We start from the raw sequence: 23,511 nt of genomic DNA, 5'->3' as shown, positions 1-23,511 counted from the left end.
GCTCAGGCGTCCGCGTTCTGCAGGGGCAGAGCGGAGATGATCGGGTGGTCCTTGGCGATCATGCCCAGCTTGGCGGCGCCGCCCGGGGAGCCCAGGTCGTCGAAGAACTCGACGTTGGCCTTGTAGTACTCGGCCCACTCCTCGGGGGTGTCGTCCTCGTAGTAGATGGCCTCGACGGGGCACACCGGCTCGCACGCACCGCAGTCGACGCATTCGTCCGGGTGGATGTAGAGCATGCGCTCACCCTCGTAGATGCAGTCCACGGGGCATTCGTCGATGCACGCCTTGTCCTTGACGTCCACACACGGCAACGCGATCACGTAGGTCATGGCTGACCGTCCACCTCTCTCTGGGCACGGGGTTGCGGGGCTGCGGTCCAGGGTACTCGCTCCCCCGGACGCGTTTCGCGGGCGGTCACAGTGGCCCGGCGGGGGCGCGTGGCGGCCTCGGCGGCCTCCGCGGGTCGGCGGTCCAGCCGCCGGCCCGCGGCCAACAGGACCATACCGAGCACCGGCTGGCCGACGTTCCAGGCCACGGAGGCGACGACGGCGCCCGGCGCCGCCGCCCACAGGCCGGCCGTCCAGGACAACCCCAGGGCGTCGTCCACCGGCAGGCGCTGCAGGGCCAGGACGGCGGTGAACGCGCCGGCGACGACCGCGGCCCCCGCCGGCAGGGCGCGCCCGCCGCGGCCCGCGCGTCGGACCATCCACCAGCGCTGTGTCGAGCCCACGAGCACAAGCGCCAGCACCGCACCCCAGGGCAGGGTCCAGCCGCCCGGCAGGGAGGCCAGGTTCAGATGGACGGCGGTGCCGAGCGCGCCGGCGACGACGCCGAGCAACGCCCCGCCCACCACGTCGGCGGGCCGGGCGCGGCGGCGGGGACGCTCAGGCACGGGCGCGGGCGCGCGCGGCCTTCAGGCGCTCATTGGCGTCCAGGACGACCTTGCGGATGCGGATGTCCTCGGGGGTGATCTCCACGCACTCGTCCTCGCGGGCGAACTCGAGGGACTCCTCGAGGGTGAGCCGGCGCGGGGGCGTCAGGCCCTCGAACGACTCGGAGGAGGCCGCACGCATGTTGGTGAGCTTCTTCTCCTTGGTGATGTTCACGTCCATGTCGTCGGCGCGCGAGTTCTCGCCCACGATCATGCCCTCGTACACCTCAGCGCCCGGCTGCACGAAGAAGGTGCCGCGCTCCTGCAGGTTGATCATGGCGAACGGCGTGGCGGTGCCCGCCCGGTCGGCCACGAGGGAGCCGTTGGTGCGGTACTCGATCTCACCGGTCCACGGCTCGTAGCCGGCCGCGTAGGAGGAGGCGATGCCTGCGCCGCGGGTCTCGGTGAGGAAGCGGGTGCGGAACCCGATCAGACCGCGGGCCGGGACCAGGAACTCCATGCGGATCCAGCCCGTGCCGTGGTTGGACATCTCCTGCATGCGGCCCTTGCGCGCGGCCATGAGCTGCGTGACCGCGCCCATGAACTCCTCGGGGATGTCGATGGTCATGCGCTCCATCGGCTCGTGGACCTTGCCGTCCACGGTCCGGGTGACCACCTGCGGCTTGCCCACGGTGAGCTCGAAGCCCTCGCGACGCATCTGCTCCACGAGGATGGCCAGGGCGAGCTCGCCGCGGCCCTGCACCTCCCACGCATCCGGGCGCTCGGTGGGGAGCACCTTGAGCGAGACGTTGCCGATCAGCTCCTTGTCCAGGCGGTCCTTCACCTGGCGGGCCGTGACCTTGGCGCCCTTGACGCGGCCGGCCAGCGGGGAGGTGTTGATGCCCACGGTCATGGAGATGGCCGGGTCGTCCACCGTGATCAGCGGCAGCGGCTTCGGGTTCTCCGCGTCGGTGAGGGTCTCACCGATCATGATGTCCTCGATGCCGGCGACGGCGACGATCTCGCCCGGGCCGGCCTCCTCCGCGGGCACGCGCCCGAGGCCCTTGGTGGCCAGCAGCTCGGTGATCTTCACGGTCTTCAGGGCGCCGTCCTGGCGGGCCCACGCGACCTGCTGGCCCTTGCGAAGGGTGCCGTTGAAGATGCGCAGCAGCGCGAGGCGGCCGAGGAACGGGGAGGCGTCCAGGTTGGTGACGTGCGCCTGGAGGACCTCGCCCTCGGTGTAGGACGGGGCCGGGATGTGCTCCATGATCACGTTGAAGAGGGCCTCGAGGTCCTCGGCCTCCGGCAGGGCGCCGTCGGCGGGCTGGGTCAGGGAGGCGCGGCCGGCCTTGCCCGAGGCGTAGACGACGGGGACGTCCAGCACCGAGTCGAGGTCCAGGTCCGGGTCCTCCTCGGCCAGGTCCGAGGCCAGGCCGAGCAGCAGGTCCATGGAGTCGGAGACGACCCCGTCGATGCGCGCGTCGGGGCGGTCCGTCTTGTTGACCACAAGGATCACGGGCAGCTTGGCCGCGAGGGCCTTGCGGAGCACGAAGCGGGTCTGGGGCAGCGGGCCCTCGGAGGAGTCCACGAGGAGCACGACGCCGTCCACCATGGACAGGCCGCGCTCCACCTCGCCGCCGAAGTCGGCGTGGCCGGGGGTGTCGATCACGTTGATGGTGACGGTCTCGCCCTCGGGGGCGGACGGGCCGGAGTAGAACACCGTGGTGTTCTTGGCGAGGATCGTGATCCCCTTCTCCTTCTCCAGGTCCCCGGAGTCCATGACCCGCTCGGCGACGTCGCCGTGCGTGTTGAAGGCACCGGTCTGGCGCAGCATGGCGTCCACCAACGTGGTCTTGCCATGGTCCACGTGGGCCACGATGGCCACGTTGCGCAGATCGGAGCGGCGGGTTTCGGTCGAGGTCATGGGCGTCCTGTCCGGTTCGACATCAAAGGGGTGGAGGCACACGCCGACGGCGGCCCCCGTGCGATTGTACGCGCAGGGGCCGCCGTGGACAGGCGGGCCGGTGGGCCCGAGCGGTCAGTAGACGCCCTCGCCGAGGGAGGCGAGGAATTCCCGGCGCTCCTGGCGACGCTCCGCCTGCTGGTCCGGGTCCGGCACGGGCGCCGCCGCCAGGAGGCGACGGGTGTACTCCTCCTTCGGACGGTGGAGCACCTCCTCCGTGGGGCCCTGCTCCACCTGGCGGCCGTCCTTGAGGACGAGCACCTTGTGGGCCAGCATGTCCACCACCGCGAGGTCGTGAGACACGAACAGGCACGCGAACTCGTAGCGCTGCTGCAGCTCCGCGAACATGTCCAGCACGGCGGCCTGGACGGACACGTCCAGGGCCGAGGTCGGCTCGTCCGCGATGAGCACCTGGGGGTCCAGGGTCAGGGCGCGCGCGATCGAGATGCGCTGGCGCTGACCGCCGGAGAGCTCGTGCGGGTACCGGTTCACCACGGAGCGCGGCAGACGCACCGCATCCAGCAGCTCCTCGGCGCGGGCCAGGCGCGAGCGCCGGTCCCCCACCTTGTGCACGACCATCGGCTCGGTGATAATGTCGCCGATCGGGAACCGCGGGTCCAGTGAGGCCGCCGGGTCCTGGAAGACCACGCCGATGTTCTTGCGTAGGGCGCGCTGCTCGGCCTTGGGCATCGTCGCCAGATCGTGGCCCTGGATGCGCAGAGAGCCCTCCGCGATGGTGAGCAGACCGAGCACCGACTTGGCGATGGTGGACTTGCCCGAGCCGGACTCGCCCACCAGGCCCAGGATCTCGCCCGGGGCCACCTGGAAGCTGACGTCGTGGACCACGCGGTTCTTCTTGCCGCGGTGGTCGTACTCGAGGTGGAGGTTCTCCGCCTCGATCGCGTACCGGGCCTGCGTCTGCGTGGCCGTGACCGGCTCCGGCTCCGCCACCTCGAGGGGCTCGCCGAGGCGCGGCACCGCCGAGAGCAGCTTCTGGGTGTAGGGGTGCCGGGCGTGCTGGAGCACCTGGTGCACCGAGCCCTGCTCCACGAGCTCGCCGTGGAGCATCACGCACACGCGGTCCGCCATGTCCGCCACCACGCCCATGTTGTGCGTGATGAGCAGGATGCCGGTGTTCATCTTGTTCTTCAGGGAACGCAGCAACTCCAGGATCTCGGCCTGGACCGTCACGTCGAGCGCCGTGGTGGGCTCGTCCGCGATGATCACCTTCGGCGAGCAGCTGATCGCCATCGCGATGACGATGCGCTGGCGCTGGCCGCCCGAGAACTGGTGGGGGTACTGCTTGAGGCGGGTGGCGGCGTCGGGGATGCCCACCATGGTGAGCAGCTCGACGGCGCGCTTGTCCGCCTCGGTGCCGTAGGCGATGCCGTGCAGCTCGAGGGCCTCCGTGAGCTGGTCTCCCACGGTGAGGACGGGGTTCAGGGCCGTCATGGGCTCCTGGAACACCATCGCCACCTCGTCGCCGCGGATGCCGCGCAGCTGCCCCGGGGTCATGGTGAGCACCTCGCGGCCGGCCAGCTTCACGGAGCCGGTGACGTCCGCATTGCCCGGGAGCAGGCCCATGGCGGTGGCGCTCGTGACGGACTTGCCGGAGCCGGACTCGCCCACGAGGGCGACGACCTCGCCGGGCTTGACGTCGAACGTCACACCCTTGACCGCGTGCACCTCGCCGAACTCGGTCGCGAACTTCACGTCCACGTCGCGGAAGGCGAGCACCGGCTCGCCGCCCAGGTCGTCGTGGCGGGCCACGACGCCCATCGCGCTCGTCGCGGGGCCCGGAGGCACGCCGCCGGCGCCGGAGGACCCGGGCACGGCGGCGCCGCGCGCCTCGAGGTCGGCCGACGACGCCGCGTGCGAGCCCTGCCCGCCGTCGGTCACGTCGTTCTCGTTCTTCTTGCCGAACATGGATCGGCCTTTCTTGTCGTTCGCGCTCATCGCTGACCGTCCTCGTCCGCGTCGGAGATCCGTGCGGATCCGCCGGCCTCCTCCACGGGGGCCTCGATCCGACCGGCCGTCGGGGCCGCGGCCAGACCGCCCGCCGTCGTCGCACCGGCCTCGGTGGCGGCCGCGCGGCGGCCGAAGAAGCGGAGCCTGCGGTGGGCGCCCCCACCCTGGCGCGGGTCGAAGGCGTCGCGCAGGCCGTCGCCGAGGAAGTTCACGGACAGGGCGATCGCGAGGATGATCATGCCGGGCCACCAGAACAGCCACGGACGGGTGGTGAACGCGTTCTGGTAGTCGGAGATGAGCAGGCCCAGGGACGAGTCCGGCGCCTTCACGCCGAAGCCGAGGAAGGACAGCGAGGTCTCCAGCAGCACCGCGCCCGCGATCGCGAACGTCGCGTTCACGACGATCACGCCGATCGTGTTGGGCAGCAGGTGCTTGAAGATCAGACGGCCCGGCTTGGCGCCCATGGCGACGGCGGCCGCCACGAACTCCTTCTCGCGCAGGGACAGGACCTCTCCGCGCACGAGGCGGGCCAGGGACGTCCAGGACACGAGGCCGAGCACCACCGCGAGCGGGAGGATGCCCATCTTCATGCCGCTGGCCATCTGGCCGAGCACCGCGGCGAGCACGAGCAGCGGGATGACGATGATCAGGTCGGTCAGGCGCATGAGCAGGGAGTCGACCCAGCCGCCGAAGTACCCGGACACGGCGCCGACGATCGCGCCGATCACGGTGGAGAGCAGGCCCACGATGGCCGCGATGATCATGGACTGCTGGGTCCCGCGCATCACGAGGGCGAAGTAGTCCTTGCCCGTGGTGTCCTGGCCGAAGGGGTGCTCGCCCCAGCGGAGGCCCTCGCCCCCGAAGGCCTGCGGCACGACCGACAGCGTCGGGCGACCGCCGTTCACCACGGAGGCCGCGGCCGTGTAGGACTTGTCCCACCAGCCGGGGATGCCGGCGAAGCCGATGGAGGAGAACGCCATCAGCGTGATGAAGACCAGCACGATCAGGGAGATCATCGCCGCCCTGTGGCGGAAGAACCGCTTGCGGACCAGGGCGCCCTGGGAGTAGGACTTCCCGGCCTTGGCGCGGAGCTTGGCGTCCTCCGCCTCCGCAAGGTCGAAGATCTGCTTCTCGTCGAGCTGCGCGCCCGTCATCGAGGAGTTGTTGGTGGTCATCTGGCTCACACTCGAATCCGGGGGTCGAGGACGGCGTAGAGCACGTCCGCCACGAGGTTCATCAGCACGGCGGCGGTGCCCGTCACGAGGAAGAACGCCATCACGGGCATGGGGTCCACGTCGCGCAGGCCGGTGGCGAACAGCTCGCCCATCCCCTTCCAGCCGAACACCTGCTCCGTGATCACGGCGCCGCCGATCAGGCCGGCGAAGTCGAAGGCCATGATCGTGGTGATGGGGATCAGGGAGTTGCGGAACGCATGCTTCAGGATCACCTGGCGCTCCGGCAGGCCCTTGGCGCGCGCGGTGCGGATGTAGTCCTGGCGCGAGACCTCGAGCATGGAAGAGCGCGTGTACCGCGAGTACGTGGCCACCGAGATGATGGTCAGCAGGATGGTGGGCAGCAGAAGCTGCGCACCGCGGTCCAGGAACACCACCCAGAAGTGGGCGTCCAGGTTCGGGGTGCCCGAGCCGATCGTGGAGATCGGGCGCGGCTTGACCTTCAGGAAGGTCGGCCAGTAGTTCATCAGGTGTTCCGCCACGATCGCCACGCCCATGATCAGGGCGGTCACCAGCGAGGCAGACACGGCCGAGCCCTTGGAGAAGCCGCCGAGCAGCCGGCCCACCAGGATGGCCACCAGCACGAGGATGACGCCGAGGCCGGCCAGCAGCAGTGCGGACGGCGTCCGCCACAGCAGGCCGTAGGTGGCGTAGTAGGCGACGAGGCCGATCGCGACCGTGACCAGAGCGGCCTTGAGGACCGACCGGTTGCGCAGACCGGAGATCACCGCGGTGGCGCCGACGGCGGCGGCCAGGCCGATGACCAGCTGCACGACCGGGCCCATCTGCGGATGCCGCCAGAAGTCGACGGCGAACAGCACCCAGCCGGCGAGGAGGATGAACGCGGCGGTGGCGCCGAACGTGAAGGCGCGCCGCCTGAGGTCGCCCGCCATGACGGCCTGCAGGACCAGGCCCGCGAGGACGGCGACCCCGATGAGGAGGGGCCAGTTCAGCTCGGGGCTGCGGATCCAGTCGTTGAACCGGATCCCCATGTACTCCTTCAGGAGCACGGCCGCCCAGAACACGGGCAGCGAGAAGAAGAGGAAGATCAGGAACGTGACCACGTAGTCGAGGCCGGAGTACTGGCGGATCGCGGTGACGATGCCGATCGCGATGCCGATGATGATCGCCAGGACGGTCGCGAGCACCACGAGGCGCAGCGTGGAGGCCGCGGCGTTGCTCAGCAGGTCGGCGACGGACTGGCCGTTTCGGCTGAGGCCGAGGTCGCACTGACCGGTGACGCAGCCGCCGATGCCCTGGAGCCAGTCCCAGTACCGGGCGTACCAGGGCTGGTCCAGCCCCATGAACGCGGTGCGGGCGGCGATGAGGGTCTCGCGGTTGGGGTTCTGTGACTCTCGCAGGTCCTGGAGGGGGTCACCCGAGTGGGCCACGAGGAAGAAGAGCAGGATCGACGCGCCGAACAGCACCAGGAGGGAGCTGCCGAGGCGCTTGAGGATGAATTTCAGCACAACAGGGGGTGACCTTCCGTGCGCGTGCAAGGGAAAGGGAGGGGTGCGGGTTCGCCGCGGTTCACGGCCAGAGCCCGGCCGGTGCCCGGCCGGGCTCTGTCCTCGATCCCGACGCCGGCGGTCCGCGGGAGGCGGACCGCCGGGTCAGAGGTCAGCGGGGTGTCACTCCTGAACGCGGACCCACTGCTCCACGTTCCACAGCGCACCCGACTGGGCGGCGGTGTCGCGCACGTTGGCGACGTCGGCCTTGTGGCCGACCAGACCCGGGTGAGCGTACAGCGGGATGGCCTGGAAGTCCTCCCACAGCAGCTTCTCGATGGTCTTGACCTGCTCCAGCTGCTCGTTCTCGTCCAGCGAGGTGGCGAGCTTGTCCCAGGCCGCGTCCACCTCGGGGTTGTTGTAGCTCTGCTGGTTCTGGGCGCCGTCCGACTGGTAGATGTTCGCGCCGGAGGCCTTCTGGCCCGAGCCGGCCCAGGCGAAGAGGGCGGCGTCGTAGTCACCGGCCGGCATGACCTCCTTGAAGAACACCGGCGAGTTGGCGTCCTGCACGTCGAAGCCGGCCTGGTCGCAGGAGCTCTTGATGAGCGCGACGGTCTCGGTGCGACGCTGGTTGCCGGCCTGGTAGCCGAGGCGGACCGTGGGCTTGGAGACGCCCGACTTCTCGACGAGCTCCTTGGCCTTCTCGATGTTCGGCTGGTCCATCTCCTTCGGGTAGGCCGCGTCCACGACCTCCTGGTACTTGTCCTGGAAGGGGAAGACCTCGCGCAGGTTCATGACCTGGGCGTCCGCGTAGATCGGCTTGATCAGGTTGTCCACGATCTGCTGGCGGGGCAGGCAGAGGGCGAAGGCCTCGCGCAGCTCCGGGGAGTCCGCGAAGACCGAGCCCTCGCCGCGGTTGTAGTCCACGTGCTCCCAGGTCAGCTGGTCACCGGTCTGGACGTTGACGTCCTCGCCGAGGCCCTCGAGCTGCTGGAGGGTGTCCACGGTGGCCTGCGGCTCGATGACGTCGAGGTCGCCGTTCTGCAGGGCCTGCACGTGGGTCTTCGGGTCGGCGAAGCGGAGGACGAGCTCCTTGGTGGCCGCCGGGGTGCCCCAGTACTCGGGGTTGGCCTCAAGGGTGATGGACTGGCCGGCCTGCCAGCCGCCGTCCTTGAACTTGTAGGGGCCCATGGAGGGCACCAGCGAGGCGTCCGGCAGCTCGCCGGGGCTGAAGTCCCAGCCGTCGTTCCAGAACTCGGCCGCCGGGGTGAGCGCCTCGACGTCCTTCTCCTTCGCGGCGGTGACGAGCTCCTCGAAGCTCATGCCCGCCTCCTTGGCGACGATGTGCGCCGGCAGCGCGGTGCTGATGAGGATCTCCCAGTCCGCGTAGGGCTCCGGGTAGGTGACGGTGAACTCCTTGCCGTCGGCCTCGCCCTCGGGCGCCTCCGGGATGTACTTGCCCTGCTCGAAGGAGATCGAGTCGAACAGCGGGGTCTCGGCACCCTCGGCCTTGATCGTGTCGTTGTTCGCGGCCCAGTGGACGATGAAGTCGCCCGCGGTGACGGGGGTGCCGTCGGACCACTTGGCGTCGTCGCTGATGGTGTACTTCACGGTCAGCGGGTCGTCCGAGGTCTTCTCGTACGTGCCGAAGTCCTTGTCCGGGATGATCGAGCCGTCGGTGCCGAAGTACCAGAAGGACGAGAACATGCGGTCCGCGACGGCCGAGTTGTACGTGGTGTACGTGTTCGACTGCAGGCCGTTGTAGGACAGGAAGTCGTCGGCGCCCACCGAGTACGCGATGGAGCCGTCCTGGGTCTTGACGTCGCCCAGGTCGGCCTTCCCCGGCCCGGAGGCCTCGGCGGTGAGCTTCTGACCCTTGTCCCCTTCGATGACGTTGCCGGCGCCCGAGTCGCCGCCCTGGCTGGCGCCGGAGGCGCTGTTGCTGCTGGAGTCGCCTGCATTGCCGCCGCCCGGGGCGCACGCGGAGAGGATGAGGGCCGAGCCGGCGGCCAGGGCCGCGGCAGCGGAGAGCTTCGTGTACTTCATGGAAGGTGCTTCCGTTCATGAGAGGTGCAAGGACGTCGCGCGCCCGCATCCCTGTGGGGACCTGGTGGTGCGAGACGACCCCCGGGCCGTTCCGTCGAGACGGGACGTTCCGTGAGATGGAGCACACTGTAGCGGGAACATTCAGGTTCGCGAAAGTCCGAATCTGGATCCGTCCCGTCCGTGGCGCCGGCGCGGTCAGCGACGACGGTCCGCCAGCAGAGTCCGCACGGCCCACGCCCCGCCCATGCCATGGACGCCGGCGCCCGGCGGGGTGGAGGCGGAGGCCAGATACAGCCCGGTCCGACCCGCCCGGTGCGGCCGGGGCGACGCGGTGGGGCGCAGGAGCGCGCGCGCTCCCGCGAGCGATCCCCCCGCGATGTCACCGCCCACGAGGTTCGGGTTCCACGCCTCCAGATCGGCCGGGCGCATCGCGACCGCGGCCCCGATCCGGTCCCGGAAGCCGGGTGCGTGCCGCTCCACCTCCGCCTCGATCAGCGGACGGACGTCGCCGGGGTGGCCGTGGGGCACATGGGCGTAGGACCAGACGACCGTGTGCCCCCGGGCGGGCCCGGTGGCCCGTGAGGGGTCCGCCGCCTGCTGCTGACAGAGCATGACGAAGGGCCGCGTCGGCATCCGGCCGGCCGCGACGTCGTCCTCGGCCCGCCGGATCTCGGCGGCGGTCCCGCCCAGGTGCACCGTCCCCGCGCCCGCGAGCCGGGCGTCGCGCCACGGGATCGGCCCGTCGAGCAGGAAGTCGACCTTGGACACGGACGGCCCGGGGCGCCACCGGCGCAGGGCCGCGGCGTATCGCGGCGGCAGGCCCGTGCCGGCGACGCGCAGCACCTGGCGCGGGGTCAGGTCCAGCACGACGGCGTCCGCGGCGGGCAGCGCGCGCAGGTCCGTGACCTCGTGGCCCAGGTGCAGCCGCCCGCCGTGCGCCCGCAGCACCGCCACGAGCGACTCGACGATCGCCCCCGACCCGCCGCGCGCCACCGGCCAGCCCGAGCTCATCCCGAGCGCGCCGAAGAGCGCACCGAACGCCGCCGTCAGGGGCCGGCTCGAGGGCAGGATCGCGTGGGCCGCCGAGCCCGTGAACAGGGCACGGGCGGCCGCCGTGCGGAACATCGCCCGGCCCAGCAGATCGGCCGGCCACGGGGCGCGCAGGCCGAAGCGGGCCATCGCCACCGGATGGGGCGGGGGTCGCAACACCGGGCCGAGCGCGCCCGCCAGGATCTCGTCGACGTGGTCGACCAGGGCCCCGTGCACGGCCCGCCAGGCCCGCGCGTCGACGCCGAGACCCGCGGCGGTGGCCTCGAGGTCCCGGTGCAGGAGGGCGGCCGGCCCGTCCGGCAGCGGATGTCCCATCGGCACGGCCGGGTGCAGCCAGGCGAGCCCGTGGTCCGTCAGCCCCAGCTCCCGGAACACGGGGCTGGCGACGCCGAACGGATGGCCCGCCGCCCCGAGGTCCACCACGGTCCCCTCCCCCAGCACCGGCGCGGACGCGCACGCACCGCCGGGCACCGGGGCCCGCTCGAACACGTCCACCTCCCAGCCCTCGCGGGCCAGCAGGGCGGCGGCGGTCAGGCCGTTGGGTCCGGCGCCCACGACGACGGCGCGGCCCGGCTCGACGCCCCGGGGCAGGGCGAATCCGGGGCCGGTGGTGGTTTCGGTCATGGTCTCCTCCTGTAGTCCCTAGGATGGTCGCACCCCGCCCGCCGCCCGTCAGGAGGCCCTCCCCCGTGGACCCGTTCTGGACCGCGCTCGCTCTCACGACGTTCGCCGGGCTGGCCACGGTGCTGGGCGGCGTCCTGGCGATCGTCGGACGCGCGCCCTCGGGCCGCGGGCTGGGGGCCGCCCTCGGCCTCGCCGCGGGCGTCATGCTCGCGGTCTCCTTCCTGGAGATGCTGCCGGCCGCCGTCGAGGGGCTGGGCGGGGCGGTCGGCCCCGCGGCGACCGCCGTCGCGGTGGCCGCCCTGATCCTCGGCGCAGGCTCCTACGTGCTGCTCGAGCGCGCCGTCCCCGACCCCGTCTCGGAGATGCCGGGCGACGTCGACGACCCGGCCGGCCTGGACCGGCGGCGGATGCTGCGCCTGGGCACGGTGACGGCCCTGGCGATCGGCCTGCACAATCTGCCGGAGGGCTTCGTCACCTTCGCCGGCACCCTGCAGGATCCGTCGGTGGGCCTCGCGCTGGCCGTCGCGATGGCCGTGCACAACGTTCCCGAGGGCGTGGCCGTGGCCGTGCCCGTGCGGCAGGCCACCGGATCGCGGCGCAAGGCCTTCGCGTGGGCCGCGTTCACGGGGATCGCGGAGCCGCTGGGCGCGCTGATCGGCTGGCTGCTGCTGGCCCCGTTCCTCACACCCGCGCTCCTGGCCGCCGTCTTCGCGGCCGTGGCGGGCGTGATGGTGACCGTGAGCCTCGACGCGCTGCTGCCCGCCGCCCGGGCGGCCGGGGGCCGCGCCGCGGCGCTGGGCGGCGTGCTGCTGGGCGTGGCCGCGATGGCCCTCTCACTGGACCTGCTCTCCTGAGCGCCGGGGGGCCGGTCAGTTCACGAGGGCCGGCTGCAGGACCGCCTCGGCCTCGCGCACCTCGCCGTCGGCGGTGCGCCACTGGACGGTGATCCGGTCCCCCACGTTGTGGTCGTTGACCAGGCGGGACATCCGGGAGGCGTCGTCGCCGACGGTCCGCCCCTCGATCTCGAGGATGACATCGCCCTCGACCAGGCCGATCTGCTCGGCGGCGGAGCCCGCGTCCACCTGCATGACCACGACGCCGACGTCGGGATCCGCGCCGACCATGATGCCCAGGGCGCCGTCCGCACCGATGCTCACGGTGTCCGTCTCCTCACCCGAGAGGACCTGGTCCACCACGTCGAAGGCCACCTCCAGCGGGATCGCGAAGCCGTCCACCTCGTCTGCGGTGGTCCCGTCGCTGGCTGCCACGGTCACGCCGACCACCTGGCCGGCGTCGTCCACCACCGGGCCGCCGGAGTAGCCGGGCACGACGTCCGCGTCCGTCTGGATCAGGCCGGACAGGCGCGCGTACTGATCGGTGCCCTCGGCCGCGGCCATGATCGAGCGGTCCGTGCCGAGCACGGTGCCGCGCACGGCCGTCAGATAACCCTGGCCTCCGCCGTTGCCGACGGCGGCCACCTGGTCCCCGCGCCGCACCGGGTCCAGCGAGACGCTGGCCACCGGCAGGTCTGAGACGCCCTCGACGTCGAGCACCGCGATGTCTTGCTCGGCATCGCGCCCGAGCACCGTGGCCGTGTGCCGCGCGCCGGTGTCCGCGACCACCACGTGCACCTCCGAGGAGTCCTCGACCACGTGGTAGTTGGTCACCGCCAGCCCGTCCGGGGAGAGCACCATGCCCGTCCCCGTGCCGGTGCGGGCGCCGAGGGCGGTCTCCACGAGGAGGATGCCCGGGGCGTCCGCGACCGGCTGGCCGGGGTCCAGGGACGATCCGTCGTGGGCCGATGCGGACCAGTCCACCGCCACGCCGTCGTGGATGTGGGTCAGGCCCGCCGCGAGCGCGCCCGCCTCCCGGGCGGGGGCCTCGGCGGCGGGCACGGTCGGGGCGGAGTCCGCGGCGACGTCGACCATCCGGCCGGCGAGGAGCGCGGTGAGGCCCCCGGCCAGGACCAGCGCGCCGAGCACGCCGAACAGCGCGATGACGAACGCCAGGGGCGAGCGTCGTGCGCGCGGCGGCCAGCCCGGCGGCGTCACGCTCAGCCCCGGGCGGCCGCCAGGGCGGCCTCGTAGTCCGGCTCCTCGGAGATCTCGGGGACGAGCTGGGCATGACGGACCACGCCGTCGGCATCGACCACGACGACGGCGCGGGCCAGCAGGCCCTCGAGCGGACCGTCGGTCATGCGCACGCCGTAGTCGTCGCCGAACGACGAGCGGAACACAGAGCCGCTGCGGACGTGGTCGATGCCCTCGACCGAGCAGAAGCGCGCGGCGGCGAACGGCAGGTCCGCGGACACGGCCACGACGGTGGTGTCCCCGAGGTCCGCGACGCGGGAGTCGAACTCGCGGACGGAGGCGGCGCACACGCCGGTGTCCAGGGACGGGAAGATGTTCAGGATCACGCGACGGCCGCGCAGCTCCCGCAGGGTCACCGGGGACAGGTCCGCCCCGGTGAGGGTGAAGTCGGGGGCGGGGGCACCCACCTGGGGCAGCCCACCGACGGTGTGGACGGGGGTGCTCTTCATGTGGGTCGTCGCCATGGGGACAGCCTAGGATGGGCGCGGCCGGACGGGAGCGCCCCGCGCCCTGCTCGGCGGACGGCGAACACGGAGGGACCGACCATGACCGAGCCCATGACGTCCAACGTCACCGACACGGCGCTGCTGTTCGAGGGCGGGGGGATGCGCGCCGCGCTCACCTCGGCCGTGGTGGCGGAGCTGCTGCGCGAGCGGATCCACGTGGACTTCGTGGCCGGCATCTCGGCGGGCTCGTCCAACGCCGTGAACTACCTGTCCCGCGACCCGGCCCGTGCGCGGCGCTCGTTCGTGGACTTCGCCGACGATCCTCGGTTCGGCAACTGGCTGAGCTTCCTGCGCGGCAAGGGCCTGTTCAACGCCGAATACATCTACGAGCACGCCGGCCTGCCCGAGGCGGACCTGCCCTACGACTTCGCCACGTTCCGCGCGAACCCCGCCCGGCTCGTGCTGGGCGGGTTCGACGCCGCGAGCGGCGAGACCCGCTGGTGGGACCGCTCCGACATGACCACCCTGACCGACCTGATGGTCCGCGTCCGCGCGTCGTCCACGATGCCGGTCCTCATGCCCCCCGTGCACGCCGAGGGCACCGTGTTCGTGGACGGCGCCCTCGGCGTGGACGGCGGGATCCCGCTGACCGCGGCGGAGGACGCGGGGTTCGAGAAGGTCCTCGTGGTCCTGACCCGGGAGCGCGGGTACGTGAAGCGGCCCGAGCGGTTCCCCTCGTTCTACCAGCGCACCTTCCGGCGCTACCCCGCCGTCGCGGACGCCCTGCTCACGCGCTGGCGCCGGTACAACGCGACCCGCGAGCGCCTGTTCGAGATGGAGCGGCAGGGACGGGCCTATCTGTTCGTGCCCGCGACCATGCCCATCTCCAACGGCGAGCGGTCCGTGGCCAAGCTGGCCGCCGCCCACGAGCTCGGCCTGGACCAGGTGCGCCGCGAGATGCCGGCGATCCGCGCGTTCCTGGGGCTGCCGGCGTCCCGCTGAGCCGCGCCTGCTCCGAGCGGTGGGTCAGGCCTCGGCGCGGGCGGCCGAGTCCGGCAGGCCGAACACCGAGTCGAACGCGTAGGCGTACACCGCGGCGTAGACGAGGAAGAACACGAGCAGGCCGGCCTCGATGAGGAACGCCTCCCCCAGCCCGATGCCGAGGATCAGCGCCACCGCGGGCACGAGGAACACGATCAGCCCGCCCTCGAAGCCGACGGCGTGGGCCACGCGCACCCACCAGGGTCGGCCCGTGATCCCGAGGCGGCGTTCGAGGGTCTCGAACACCGAGTTGAACACGATGTTCCACAGCAGGGCCACGGTCGAGGACACCACCGCCACGGCGAGCGAGGGCCCGCCGCCGTTGCCGAGCGCCGCCAGGATCCCGGTGGTGAAGAGGATGGCGAGCAGCTCGAAGACCACCGCGTAGACCACGCGGCGCAGCAGGGGCGTCCGGAACACGCGGCGGCGCACGAGCGCGTCCCGGCCTCCCGGGCCCCGCGGCACGTCGGAGGGCGGCGTCGACGCGGGGTCGACGCCCGGGCGGGCGCGGTGGGTCTCGGACACGGCGCCCAGCCTAGGGCCGGGTCCGCGGGGCGCCGAATCCGGCGGAGCCCGCCGCCCGCCGTCGTCGCGCCTCGATGACGGGGCGGCGCGCCTTTACCGCGCCCCGGCCGCCTGCCTAGAGTTCGAGTCATGAAGCTCACCGAAGACCTGCTGCAGAAGTTCGACGACCAGATCACCCTCGAGTTCGAGGCGTCCATGGTCTACCGCCAGCTCGCGATCGCCGCCGACGACCTGGACCTGTCGGGGATGGCCGCGTGGCTGCGGCACCAGGCGGACGAGGAGATCGTCCACGCGAACAAGTTCATCGACCACGTCGCCGACCGGGACAGCGTCCCGACGATCGGCGCCATCCCGGCCCCGCCCGTGCAGGCCGGCATCTCGGCCCTGGAGATCTTCCGGGCCGCGCTCGCGCACGAGCAGAAGGTCTCCGAGGCGATCCGGGAGCTGTACCGGGCCACCGAGTCCGCGGGCGACCTCAACTCGCGCCCGCTGCTGAACTGGTTCCTGGACGAGCAGATCGAGGAGGAGTCCACCGTCTCCGAGATCGTGGGCCAGCTCGAGCTCGTGGGCGACGACGGCTCGGGCCTGCTCCGCATCGACGGCCGTCTGGGCTCCCGTCCCGTGGAGACCACCGAGAACGACGCCTGAGCCCACCGGCGGCCTCGTCGGCCGCGCACGCACCGGCCCGGTCCCCCACGGGACCGGGCCGGTGCGTGTCCGTCCCCGCCGCTATGCTCGACCTGCGCCCTGCCCGCGCACCGGCGCGCCCGTCGGCCCCACCCCAGGAGGAACCATGGTCGGACTCGTAGCCCTGCTCGACGACGTCGCCGCCCTCGCCCGCCTCGCCGCCGCGAGCGTGGACGACGTGGCCGCCGGAGCGGGACGCGCCGCGGCCAAGGCGGCGGGCGTGGTGGTCGACGACGCCGCGGTGACCCCGCAGTACATGGCCGGCGCGGCCGCGGCCCGCGAGCTGCCGATGATCTGGCGGATCACCAAGGGCTCCCTGCGCAACAAGCTCGTGTTCATCCTTCCCGCGCTGCTGCTGCTCGACTGGCTCGCCCCCTGGATCCTGCCGTGGCTGCTGCTGGCCGGCGGCACCTACCTGTCCTATGAGGGCGCGCACAAGGTGTGGGGCAAGCTCGCCGGCCACGGGCATGCCGACGACGAGGAGCCTGCCGTCGAGCGGGGTCCGGAGGCTGAGGACACCGTGGTGCGCGGGGCCATCACCACGGACTTCATCCTGTCCCTGGAGATCATGGTCATCTCCATGAACGAGGTGGCCGACCTGGGCTTCTGGATGCAGGCGGCGGTCCTGGCGGTGGTGGCTGTCGTCATCACCGCGGGCGTGTACGGGGTGGTGGGGCTGATCGTGAAGATGGACGACGTCGGCCTGCACCTGCACCAGAACGCCACGACCTCCGGCGGCCGTTCGTTCGGCGCCGGGCTGGTCAAGGCCATGCCGCACGTGCTGCGCGTGGTGACCGTCATCGGCACCGTGGCGATGCTCTGGGTGGGCGGCCACATCGCCCTCGTGGAGCTGGACGCGCTGGGCGTGCCGTGGCCCTACTACGCCGTGCAGCACGGGATCGTCGAGCCCGTCACGCACGCCGCCGGCGCGTTCCTCGGCTGGCTCACGGACACCGCGACATCGGCTGTGTGGGGCCTGCTCTGGGGCTCGGTCGCGCTCGGGGTGGTCCTGCTCGTCGGACGCCTGCGCGGAAAGAAGGCCGCGCCCGCCCACTGATGCGGCGGCTGACGGGTCCGCCCCCACCCGCGCCCGACGCTGAGGCCCGCAGACGCGCCGCTACGCACGGAACGTGGCGGCGCGTCTGCGGGCCTCGGCGCTGTCTCCGTCTCCCGACGGGCCCCGTCAGTCGGCGGTGAGGAAGGTGCGCACCGCGGAGACGAAGGCCTCGGGCTGGTCGGCGTGCAGCCAGTGGCCGGCGTCACGGACGGTCACGCGCACGACGCGCGGGAACAGCTCCTTCATCCGCGGCACGTCCTCATCCTGGACGTAGTCCGACTCGGCGCCGGCCAGCCACAGGACCGGATGGTCGAACACGCGCTCCGGGTCCTCGGGGACCACCGGGTCCGGGAACGAGCCGATCTCCCGCAGGTGCTCGAAGAGCATGGCCACATTGGGCTGCCACGCGAAGTGGTCGCCCGTGCGCCGCAGGTTCTGCAGCAGGAAGCCGCGCACCCGCGCGTCGTGGACGTGCTCGGCCATGGCCGCGTCGGCCTCGGCCCGCGAGTCGTACGCGTCCAGGTCCATGCGCAGCATGGTGCCCAGCAGGTGCACGAACTCGTCCGTGGCCTGCGGTGAGAGCCGCGGGGAGATGTCCTCCACGATCAGCCGGTCCACGAGCTCCGGGTGCCGCAGGGCGAGCACCATGGCGACCTTGCCGCCCATCGAGTGGCCCAGCAGGTGGACCGGCCCGTCGGCGGCGAGACCGCCCCGCAGGTGGGCAGCCACCCGGTCCGCGATCTCGCGGTAGTCCACCCGGTCGGTCCAGGGCGAGGCGCCGTGGTCCGGCAGATCGATCAGCTCCACCGTGAAGTCGTCGCCCAGCTCCTTGGCCGGGCCGGTGAAGTTCCGGCCCCGGCCCATGAGGCCGTGCAGGAACGCGACGCGGCGCGGGCCCTCCCCGATGCGGGTGGAGGCCAGGGGGGCGTCGGACGGGTCGGAGGCGGCGGCGGTCGTGTTCACCCGACTCAGGCTAGCTGTTGTGGGTCATGAGGTTCTTGCCACGAGGCGCCGGCTGAGATGAGACGAGTGGGCCCCGCCCCGCAGGATGGAAGTTCCTACACCACCCACCTGCCAGAAGAGACCCACTCATGACTCACGCTAACGCACCCCTGACCCCGACCGGCCGTCTCAGGATGGTCCACCGCCACCTGCACGACGGGATCCCGCAGGCACACGTGGCCGCCGAGTTCCGGGTGAGCCGGCCCACGGTGGCCACCTGGGTCGCCCGCTACCGCGCCCAGGGAGAAGCCGGCCTTCAGGACCTGCCCAGCCGGCCGCACCGTTCACCTGCCCAGCTCGATCCGGTCTTGGTCGCCCAGATCCACGCCCTGCGGCGGGAGCGCAAGTGGTCCGCACGGCGCATCCATCACCACCTCGCCTCCGAAGGCCACCAGGTGTGTCTTCGTACCGTGGGACGGTGGCTGCACCGACTCGGGATCTCCCGCCTACGGGACCTGACCCCGGCCGGAGAAGACCTGCGCCAACGACCCCAGAAGATCACCGCCCGCGGCCCGGGGCACATGGTGCACCTGGACGTGAAGAAGATCGGGCGCATCCCTGACGGGGGAGGCTGGCGTGCTCACGGCCGGGACTCCGAGAACGCGCGAGCGGCCAAGCGCGGGCCTGGCCGACGGGTCGGGTACACCTACCTGCACTCGGCGATCGACGGGTACACCCGCCTGGCCTACACCGAAGCGTTGGAGGACGAGAAGGCGGTGACCACGATCGGGTTCTTCTGCCGGGCGAGGGCGTTCTTCGCCGCCCACGGCATCACCGTGGACCGGGTGATCACGGACAACGGCAACAACTACCGGGCCGTGGACTTCACCCGGAAGGTGGTCTCGCTCGGGGGCCGGCACCACCGGATCCGCCCATACACCCCGCGCCATAACGGGAAGGTCGAACGGTACAACCGGCTGATGGTCGATGAGGTCCTCTACGCCCGCCCGTACTCCTCAGAGCAAGCTCGGCGTGAGGCCCTGCAGGTGTGGGTGAACCACTACAACTACCATCGGCCTCATACCTCCTGCGGAGACGCTCCTCCGGCCTCACTGGCACCGACCCGAGTCAACAACGTCATGCCCTCCTACAGCTAGCGCGGGACCGCGCCGGCGCCTCCCCCGCCTTACAGTCATCTCGACCCTCTGAGATGGGCGCGAACAGTGTCATACTGACCAGAACAGCCCCGCCAGTCCGCCCCGGGAGGTCCCATGCCGGTCGCTGAGGCCCGCGTCAGCGTGGCCGTGTCCACGGCCGTCTTCGGCGTGCGCCCGGACCCGCACGGCGTGCCCCGCCTCTGCGTCGCCCTCGTCCCGCGGATGCGCGAGCCGTTCCTGGACCGGTGGGCGCTGCCGGGCGCGTGGCTCGGCGCGGACGAGGAGCTGGCCGACGTCGCCGCACGCGTGGCCGCCGAGTGCGTGCCCGGTCCCGTCCGTCGCCTCGAGCAGCTGGCGGCGTTCGGCGCCGTGGACCGTTCCCCCACCGGACGCGTCCTCACGGTGGTCCACTGGGCGCTCAGCCCCGCCCTGGACGACGACGGCGCCGCCCCGGCGTCCAGCCCGGACCCGGACGTGGCCGGGCTGCCCATCGGGGTCCATGTGCGCTGGCACCGGGCCGACGCGCCGCCCGCGCTGGCGTTCGACCACGCGCAGATCCTGGCGGCGGCCGTGGCGCGCCTGCGCGCGGACCTGCCGCGAGCCGGCGTCGGGCACGCGCTGCTGGGGCCCTCCTTCACCCTCGCCGAGCTGCGCGCCGTGCACGAGGCCGTCCTCGGCCGCGGCCTCGACGCCGCCAACTTCCGCCGCGCCACCCTCGCCGCCGGGACCCTCGAGGAGACCGGCGAGGTCCGCGGCGGCACCCCGCACCGCCCGCCCAAGCTCTACCGGTACCGGCCCGCCGGGCCCGGGACCGACCCCGATCCCGCCGGGCCGGACGCCCGCCGCTGACCCACCAGCCCCGACCCAGGAGTCACCCATGACCACCCCGACCGGGACCACCGCCTCGGTGGCCCGCACCCTGACCCTGATCGACAAGGACGCCGCGCGCGGCTCCTCGTGCTCCCCCGACCTGACCCGCGGCCCCTGGGCGTTCGACGCCGGCCTGCCCGCCTACGGCCCCGGCGCATCGCAGGACGACGCCGTCCCGGCCGACGCCCCCGTGCAGGGCCGCATCCCCGAGGAGTACCAGCGGGCCTCGGACGAGGAGCTCCACGCCCGGATCAGCGCGGCGCGGCAGACGCTCGGCGAACGCGTCGTCGTGCTGGGCCACTTCTACCAGCGCGACGAGGTCGTCCAGCACGCCGACTTCGTGGGCGACTCCTTCCAGCTCGCGCGCGCCTCCCAGGGCCGGCCCGAGGCGGAGGCGATCGTGTTCTGCGGCGTGCACTTCATGGCGGAGACCGCGGACCTGCTCTCCACCCCGGACCAGGCCGTCATCCTGCCCAACCTCGCCGCCGGCTGCTCCATGGCGGACATGGCCGACCTGGACTCGGTCGAGGACGCGTGGGAGCAGCTCGAGGCGGTCTACGGCACCGAGCCGGACGACGACGGGCGCGTGCCCCTGCTGCCCGTGACCTACATGAACTCCTCCGCGGCCCTCAAGGGCTTCGTCGGCGAGCGCGGCGGCATCGTGTGCACGTCCTCCAACGCCTCGGCCGTGCTGGACTGGGCGTTCGAGCGTGCCCAGCGCGTCCTGTTCTTCCCGGACCAGCACCTGGGCCGGAACACGGGCCGCGCCAGGGGGATCCCACTCGAGCAGATGCCGACGTGGAATCCCCGCCTGCCGCTGGGCGGGAACTCCGAGGACGCCCTGCGGGACGCGAAGGTCCTGCTGTGGCACGGCTTCTGCTCGGTGCACCGCCGCTTCACGGTCGCGCAGATCGAGCAGGCCCGCGCCGAGCACCCGGACGTCCAGGTGATCGTGCACCCCGAGTGCCCCCTGCCCGTGGTGGAGGCCGCGGACTCCTCCGGGTCCACCGACTTCATCGTCAAGGCCATCCAGGCGGCGCCGGCCGGCTCGACCTTCGCGATCGGCACCGAGATCAACCTCGTGCAGCGCCTGGCCGCCCAGCACCCCGAGCACACGATCTTCTGTCTCGATCCCGTGATCTGCCCGTGCTCCACGATGTACCGCATCCACCCCGGCTACCTCGCGTGGGTGCTCGAGGAGCTCGTGGCCGGCCGCGTGGTCAACCGGATCACCGTGCCCGCGTCCGTCGCCGACCCGGCCCGCACCGCTCTCGAGCGGATGCTGGCCGTCGCGCCGAAGCAGTCGGCCGCGCAGTCCGCCGGGGCCGGGACGTGACCCCGGCCGACCGCGCCCCGGCGACGCCGGCCCCGCAGCCGGACGTGGAGCGGATCGTGGCCGCCGCGCTCGCCGAGGACGCGCCCTGGGGTGACGTCTCCTCGGAGGCCTTCGTCCCGGAGCAGGCCCGGATCACCGCGCGCGTGGTGGCCCGCGAGCCCGGGGTGCTCTCCGGCACGAACGCCCTCGAGGCCGCCTTCCGGCTCGTCGACCCGGCCGTGTCCGTCACCCTGCACCTGGCCGACGGCGCCGACCTGTCCCCCGGCGCCGTCGTCGCCGAGGTCGCGGGCCCCGCCCGCTCGGTGCTGCGCGCCGAGCGCGTGGCGCTGAACCTCGTCCAGCGCCTGTCCGGGATCGCCACGACGACGGCCGCCCACGTGGCCGCCGTGCGCGCCGGCGGCGGGCACGCGCAGGTGGTGGACACCCGCAAGACCACCCCGGGCCTGCGCGTGCTCGAGCGGCAGGCGGTGCGGGACGGAGGCGGGCACAACCACCGCTTCAGCCTCTCGGATGCCGTGATGCTCAAGGACAACCACCTGGCCGCGCTGGGGTTCGGCGGCGCCGGTGACCCGGGCGAGGCCCTCACCGCGGCCCTGCGCGCCGGGATGGCACGCCTGCCGCACACCACCCACGTGGAGGTGGAGGTCGACCGGCTCGAGCAGATCCCGGCGGTGCTCGCCGCAGGGGTCGGCACGATCATGCTGGACAACTTCTCGCCGGCCGAGCTGCGGGCCGGCGTCGAGCTCGTGGCGGGCCGCGCCGTCGTCGAGGCCTCCGGCGGGGTGAGCCTGGAGACGATCGGGGCGATCGCGGCCACGGGTGTGGACGTGATCTCGGTGGGTGCGCTGACCCATACCGTCCGGTCCCTGGACCTGGGCCTGGACGCCGTGGTCGAGGAGGGCTCGCCGCGCCGATGAGCACCACCCTCGACCTGGACCACGCGGCCACCGCGCCCGTCCGGCGCAGCGCGCTGGAGGCGATGTGGCCCGCCCTCACCGGCGTCTACGGCAACCCGTCCTCGGCGCACGAGGCCGGCCGGGCGGCGGCGGCCCTGCTCGAGGACGCCCGCGCGCGGGTGGCCCGCGCGATCGGCGCCCGGGCCGGGCAGGTCGTGTTCACCTCAGGCGGCACGGAGGCCGACGCGCTCGCCGTGCTCGGCACGGTGCGCGCCCGGATCCTCGCCGGACGCCCGGCGGGCCACGTGCTGACCACGGGGATCGAGCACAGCGCGGTGCGGCAGTCCTGTGACCAGCTGGCCCGGCTGCACGGCGTCGAGGTCGAGCACCTCGCGCTGGACCGTGACGGCCTGACCTCGGCGGACGACCTCGCCGCCCGCCTGCGCCCGGACACCGCGCTGGTCAGCGTGCACCTGGCCCACAACGAGGTGGGCACGGTGCAGCCGGTGGCCGAGCTGGCCGCCGTCGCCCGGGAGGCGGGCGTGCCGCTGCACGTGGACGCGGTGCAGGCCGCGGGGCAGATCCCGGTGGACGTGCGCGCCCTCGGGGCGGATCTCGTGGCGCTGTCCGGGCACAAGGTGGGCGGGCCCAAGGGGGTCGGCGCGCTGTGGGTGCGCCCGGGTCACGCCCTGGAACCGCTCGTGCCCGGTGGCGGCCAGGAGCGGGGCCGGCGGTCCGGGACGCAGAACGTGGCCGGTGCCGCCGGGTTCGCGGCGGCCTTCGAGGAGGCCGAGGCGGAGCGCGCCGCGGCCGCGGACGCGTGGTCCGGGCTGCGGGACCGGTTCGCGGCACGCGTGCTCGACGGCGTCCGGGAGCTCGTGCCCGACGCGCGGCTGACCGGCCATCCCGCGCGTCGGCTGCCGCGTCACGCCTCGTTCGTGCTGCCCGGTGCGAACGGCGAGTCGGTGCTGGAGGAGGCGGCCCGCCGGGGCGTGCTGGCCTCGGCGGGGTCCGCGTGCTCGGCCCACGACGCCGAGCCGTCCCCGGCCCTGCTCGCGCTGGGCCTCAGCGAGGACGAGGCCCGCACGGCCCTGCGCTGCACGTTCGGCCCGGACGCCGACGCCCCGCTGCTCGACGCCGCGGCGGACGCGATCGTCGACGCCGTCCGGACGGTCGCCGCCCTGCGCTGAGCGGCCCCGGGCCGGTCGACCCCGCTGCCGCCGGGGCCGGCGTCGGAAGTTCACCCGAGGGTCAGCCCACCG

At 72.8% G+C, this 23,511-nt stretch carries 21 protein-coding genes; 9 read left to right on the top strand and 12 right to left on the bottom strand.

All coding sequences use genetic code 11. The features are described 5' to 3' along the window. Positions 1–2 precede the first annotated feature (2 nt). From fdxA to ACFI33_RS02580, 8 genes are all read right to left on the bottom strand, one after another. Positions 3–329 (bottom strand): ferredoxin, encoded by a 327-nt coding sequence (gene fdxA, locus ACFI33_RS02615; protein WP_036316465.1) that lies wholly within the window; start codon positions 327–329, stop codon positions 3–5. Beyond that, complete coding sequence (locus ACFI33_RS02610) at positions 326–892, bottom strand: hypothetical protein (RefSeq protein ID WP_036316464.1); 567 nt, start codon at positions 890–892, stop codon at positions 326–328. The genes fdxA and ACFI33_RS02610 overlap by 4 nt, the downstream gene beginning before the upstream one ends. Next, entirely contained in the window at positions 885–2,795 is a 1,911-nt protein-coding gene (typA, locus tag ACFI33_RS02605) for a translational GTPase TypA (RefSeq protein WP_036339171.1), read from the bottom strand. The genes ACFI33_RS02610 and typA overlap by 8 nt, the downstream gene beginning before the upstream one ends. Positions 2,796–2,909: 114 nt before the next feature. Beyond that, positions 2,910–4,790, bottom strand: coding sequence for an ABC transporter ATP-binding protein (locus tag ACFI33_RS02600; RefSeq protein ID WP_115260835.1), 1,881 nt, complete (start codon positions 4,788–4,790; stop codon positions 2,910–2,912). Then, complete coding sequence (locus ACFI33_RS02595) at positions 4,787–5,977, bottom strand: ABC transporter permease (RefSeq protein ID WP_036339168.1); 1,191 nt, start codon at positions 5,975–5,977, stop codon at positions 4,787–4,789. Before ACFI33_RS02595 ends, ACFI33_RS02600 begins: the two co-directional genes overlap by 4 nt. 5 nt (positions 5,978–5,982) lie before the next feature. Continuing rightward, positions 5,983–7,503: an ABC transporter permease gene (locus tag ACFI33_RS02590; RefSeq protein ID WP_036339165.1), complete on the bottom strand. Its 1,521-nt coding sequence runs from the start codon at positions 7,501–7,503 to the stop codon at positions 5,983–5,985. A gap of 162 nt (positions 7,504–7,665) precedes the next feature. Next, the gene (locus ACFI33_RS02585) at positions 7,666–9,528 is read right to left on the bottom strand and encodes an ABC transporter family substrate-binding protein (RefSeq protein ID WP_036339161.1); all 1,863 of its coding nucleotides are present in this window, start codon (positions 9,526–9,528) and stop codon (positions 7,666–7,668) included. A gap of 195 nt (positions 9,529–9,723) precedes the next feature. Beyond that, the gene (locus ACFI33_RS02580) at positions 9,724–11,202 is read right to left on the bottom strand and encodes a phytoene desaturase family protein (RefSeq protein WP_336575394.1); all 1,479 of its coding nucleotides are present in this window, start codon (positions 11,200–11,202) and stop codon (positions 9,724–9,726) included. Positions 11,203–11,267: 65 nt separating this feature from the next. On the opposite strand from ACFI33_RS02580, the gene zupT reads away from it, so the two are divergent. Then, complete coding sequence (gene zupT, locus ACFI33_RS02575) at positions 11,268–12,056, top strand: zinc transporter ZupT (RefSeq protein ID WP_044659390.1); 789 nt, start codon at positions 11,268–11,270, stop codon at positions 12,054–12,056. A 15-nt stretch (positions 12,057–12,071) separates the two neighbouring features. On the opposite strand, the gene ACFI33_RS02570 is transcribed toward zupT, so the two are convergent. Both ACFI33_RS02570 and tpx read right to left on the bottom strand, forming a co-directional pair. Beyond that, positions 12,072–13,253, bottom strand: a complete 1,182-nt coding sequence (locus ACFI33_RS02570) for a S1C family serine protease (RefSeq protein ID WP_136940137.1) — start codon at positions 13,251–13,253, stop codon at positions 12,072–12,074. A gap of 2 nt (positions 13,254–13,255) precedes the next feature. After that, complete coding sequence (tpx, locus tag ACFI33_RS02565) at positions 13,256–13,756, bottom strand: thiol peroxidase (protein ID WP_049147477.1); 501 nt, start codon at positions 13,754–13,756, stop codon at positions 13,256–13,258. 81 nt (positions 13,757–13,837) lie between these two features. Between tpx and ACFI33_RS02560 the strand changes: the two genes are divergently transcribed. Next, positions 13,838–14,740, top strand: coding sequence for a patatin-like phospholipase family protein (locus tag ACFI33_RS02560; RefSeq protein ID WP_127435576.1), 903 nt, complete (start codon positions 13,838–13,840; stop codon positions 14,738–14,740). 24 nt (positions 14,741–14,764) lie between these two features. Here ACFI33_RS02560 and ACFI33_RS02555 read toward each other — a convergent pair whose 3' ends face one another. Next, positions 14,765–15,304: a PACE efflux transporter gene (locus ACFI33_RS02555; protein WP_238693383.1), complete on the bottom strand. Its 540-nt coding sequence runs from the start codon at positions 15,302–15,304 to the stop codon at positions 14,765–14,767. Positions 15,305–15,433: 129 nt separating this feature from the next. Between ACFI33_RS02555 and ACFI33_RS02550 the strand changes: the two genes are divergently transcribed. Next, positions 15,434–15,952: a ferritin gene (locus ACFI33_RS02550; RefSeq protein ID WP_127435327.1), complete on the top strand. Its 519-nt coding sequence runs from the start codon at positions 15,434–15,436 to the stop codon at positions 15,950–15,952. Positions 15,953–16,097: 145 nt separating this feature from the next. Next, positions 16,098–17,048, top strand: coding sequence for a DUF808 domain-containing protein (locus ACFI33_RS02545; protein ID WP_127435326.1), 951 nt, complete (start codon positions 16,098–16,100; stop codon positions 17,046–17,048). A gap of 126 nt (positions 17,049–17,174) precedes the next feature. On the opposite strand, the gene ACFI33_RS02540 is transcribed toward ACFI33_RS02545, so the two are convergent. Then, complete coding sequence (locus ACFI33_RS02540) at positions 17,175–18,011, bottom strand: alpha/beta fold hydrolase (RefSeq protein ID WP_127435325.1); 837 nt, start codon at positions 18,009–18,011, stop codon at positions 17,175–17,177. 128 nt (positions 18,012–18,139) lie between these two features. On the opposite strand from ACFI33_RS02540, the gene ACFI33_RS02535 reads away from it, so the two are divergent. From ACFI33_RS02535 to ACFI33_RS02515, 5 genes are all read left to right on the top strand, one after another. Further along, complete coding sequence (locus ACFI33_RS02535; RefSeq protein WP_371506666.1) at positions 18,140–19,147, top strand: IS481 family transposase; 1,008 nt, start codon at positions 18,140–18,142, stop codon at positions 19,145–19,147. Between the two features lie 114 nt (positions 19,148–19,261). After that, the gene (locus ACFI33_RS02530; protein ID WP_336575287.1) at positions 19,262–19,996 is read left to right on the top strand and encodes an NUDIX hydrolase; all 735 of its coding nucleotides are present in this window, start codon (positions 19,262–19,264) and stop codon (positions 19,994–19,996) included. Between the two features lie 28 nt (positions 19,997–20,024). After that, the gene (nadA, locus tag ACFI33_RS02525; RefSeq protein WP_036316443.1) at positions 20,025–21,353 is read left to right on the top strand and encodes a quinolinate synthase NadA; all 1,329 of its coding nucleotides are present in this window, start codon (positions 20,025–20,027) and stop codon (positions 21,351–21,353) included. After that, positions 21,350–22,270, top strand: coding sequence for a carboxylating nicotinate-nucleotide diphosphorylase (gene nadC / locus ACFI33_RS02520; protein ID WP_069941599.1), 921 nt, complete (start codon positions 21,350–21,352; stop codon positions 22,268–22,270). The genes nadA and nadC overlap by 4 nt, the downstream gene beginning before the upstream one ends. After that, positions 22,267–23,439, top strand: coding sequence for a cysteine desulfurase family protein (locus tag ACFI33_RS02515; RefSeq protein WP_462623720.1), 1,173 nt, complete (start codon positions 22,267–22,269; stop codon positions 23,437–23,439). Before nadC ends, ACFI33_RS02515 begins: the two co-directional genes overlap by 4 nt. Positions 23,440–23,511: the final 72 nt, after the last annotated feature.

Source organism: Micrococcus sp. PSi08, from assembly GCF_054960655.1.
Note: the sequence above shows the minus strand (reverse complement) of the source record. Positions and strands in the feature narration are given on the sequence as shown.

Excerpts from the sequence above, each read along its gene's own strand:
- fdxA (WP_036316465.1), bottom strand. The coding sequence starts at position 329 with ATGACCTACGTGATCGCGTTGCCGTGTGTGGACGTCAAGGACAAGGCG.
- typA (WP_036339171.1), bottom strand. The coding sequence starts at position 2,795 with ATGACCTCGACCGAAACCCGCCGCTCCGATCTGCGCAACGTGGCCATC.
- ACFI33_RS02600 (WP_115260835.1), bottom strand. The coding sequence starts at position 4,790 with ATGAGCGCGAACGACAAGAAAGGCCGATCCATGTTCGGCAAGAAGAAC.
- ACFI33_RS02595 (WP_036339168.1), bottom strand. The coding sequence starts at position 5,977 with ATGACCACCAACAACTCCTCGATGACGGGCGCGCAGCTCGACGAGAAG.
- ACFI33_RS02585 (WP_036339161.1), bottom strand. The coding sequence starts at position 9,528 with ATGAAGTACACGAAGCTCTCCGCTGCCGCGGCCCTGGCCGCCGGCTCG.
- ACFI33_RS02580 (WP_336575394.1), bottom strand. The coding sequence starts at position 11,202 with ATGACCGAAACCACCACCGGCCCCGGATTCGCCCTGCCCCGGGGCGTC.
- tpx (WP_049147477.1), bottom strand. The coding sequence starts at position 13,756 with ATGGCGACGACCCACATGAAGAGCACCCCCGTCCACACCGTCGGTGGG.
- ACFI33_RS02560 (WP_127435576.1), top strand. The coding sequence starts at position 13,838 with ATGACCGAGCCCATGACGTCCAACGTCACCGACACGGCGCTGCTGTTC.
- ACFI33_RS02550 (WP_127435327.1), top strand. The coding sequence starts at position 15,434 with ATGAAGCTCACCGAAGACCTGCTGCAGAAGTTCGACGACCAGATCACC.
- ACFI33_RS02545 (WP_127435326.1), top strand. The coding sequence starts at position 16,098 with ATGGTCGGACTCGTAGCCCTGCTCGACGACGTCGCCGCCCTCGCCCGC.
- ACFI33_RS02535 (WP_371506666.1), top strand. The coding sequence starts at position 18,140 with ATGACTCACGCTAACGCACCCCTGACCCCGACCGGCCGTCTCAGGATG.
- ACFI33_RS02530 (WP_336575287.1), top strand. The coding sequence starts at position 19,262 with ATGCCGGTCGCTGAGGCCCGCGTCAGCGTGGCCGTGTCCACGGCCGTC.
- nadA (WP_036316443.1), top strand. The coding sequence starts at position 20,025 with ATGACCACCCCGACCGGGACCACCGCCTCGGTGGCCCGCACCCTGACC.
- ACFI33_RS02515 (WP_462623720.1), top strand. The coding sequence starts at position 22,267 with ATGAGCACCACCCTCGACCTGGACCACGCGGCCACCGCGCCCGTCCGG.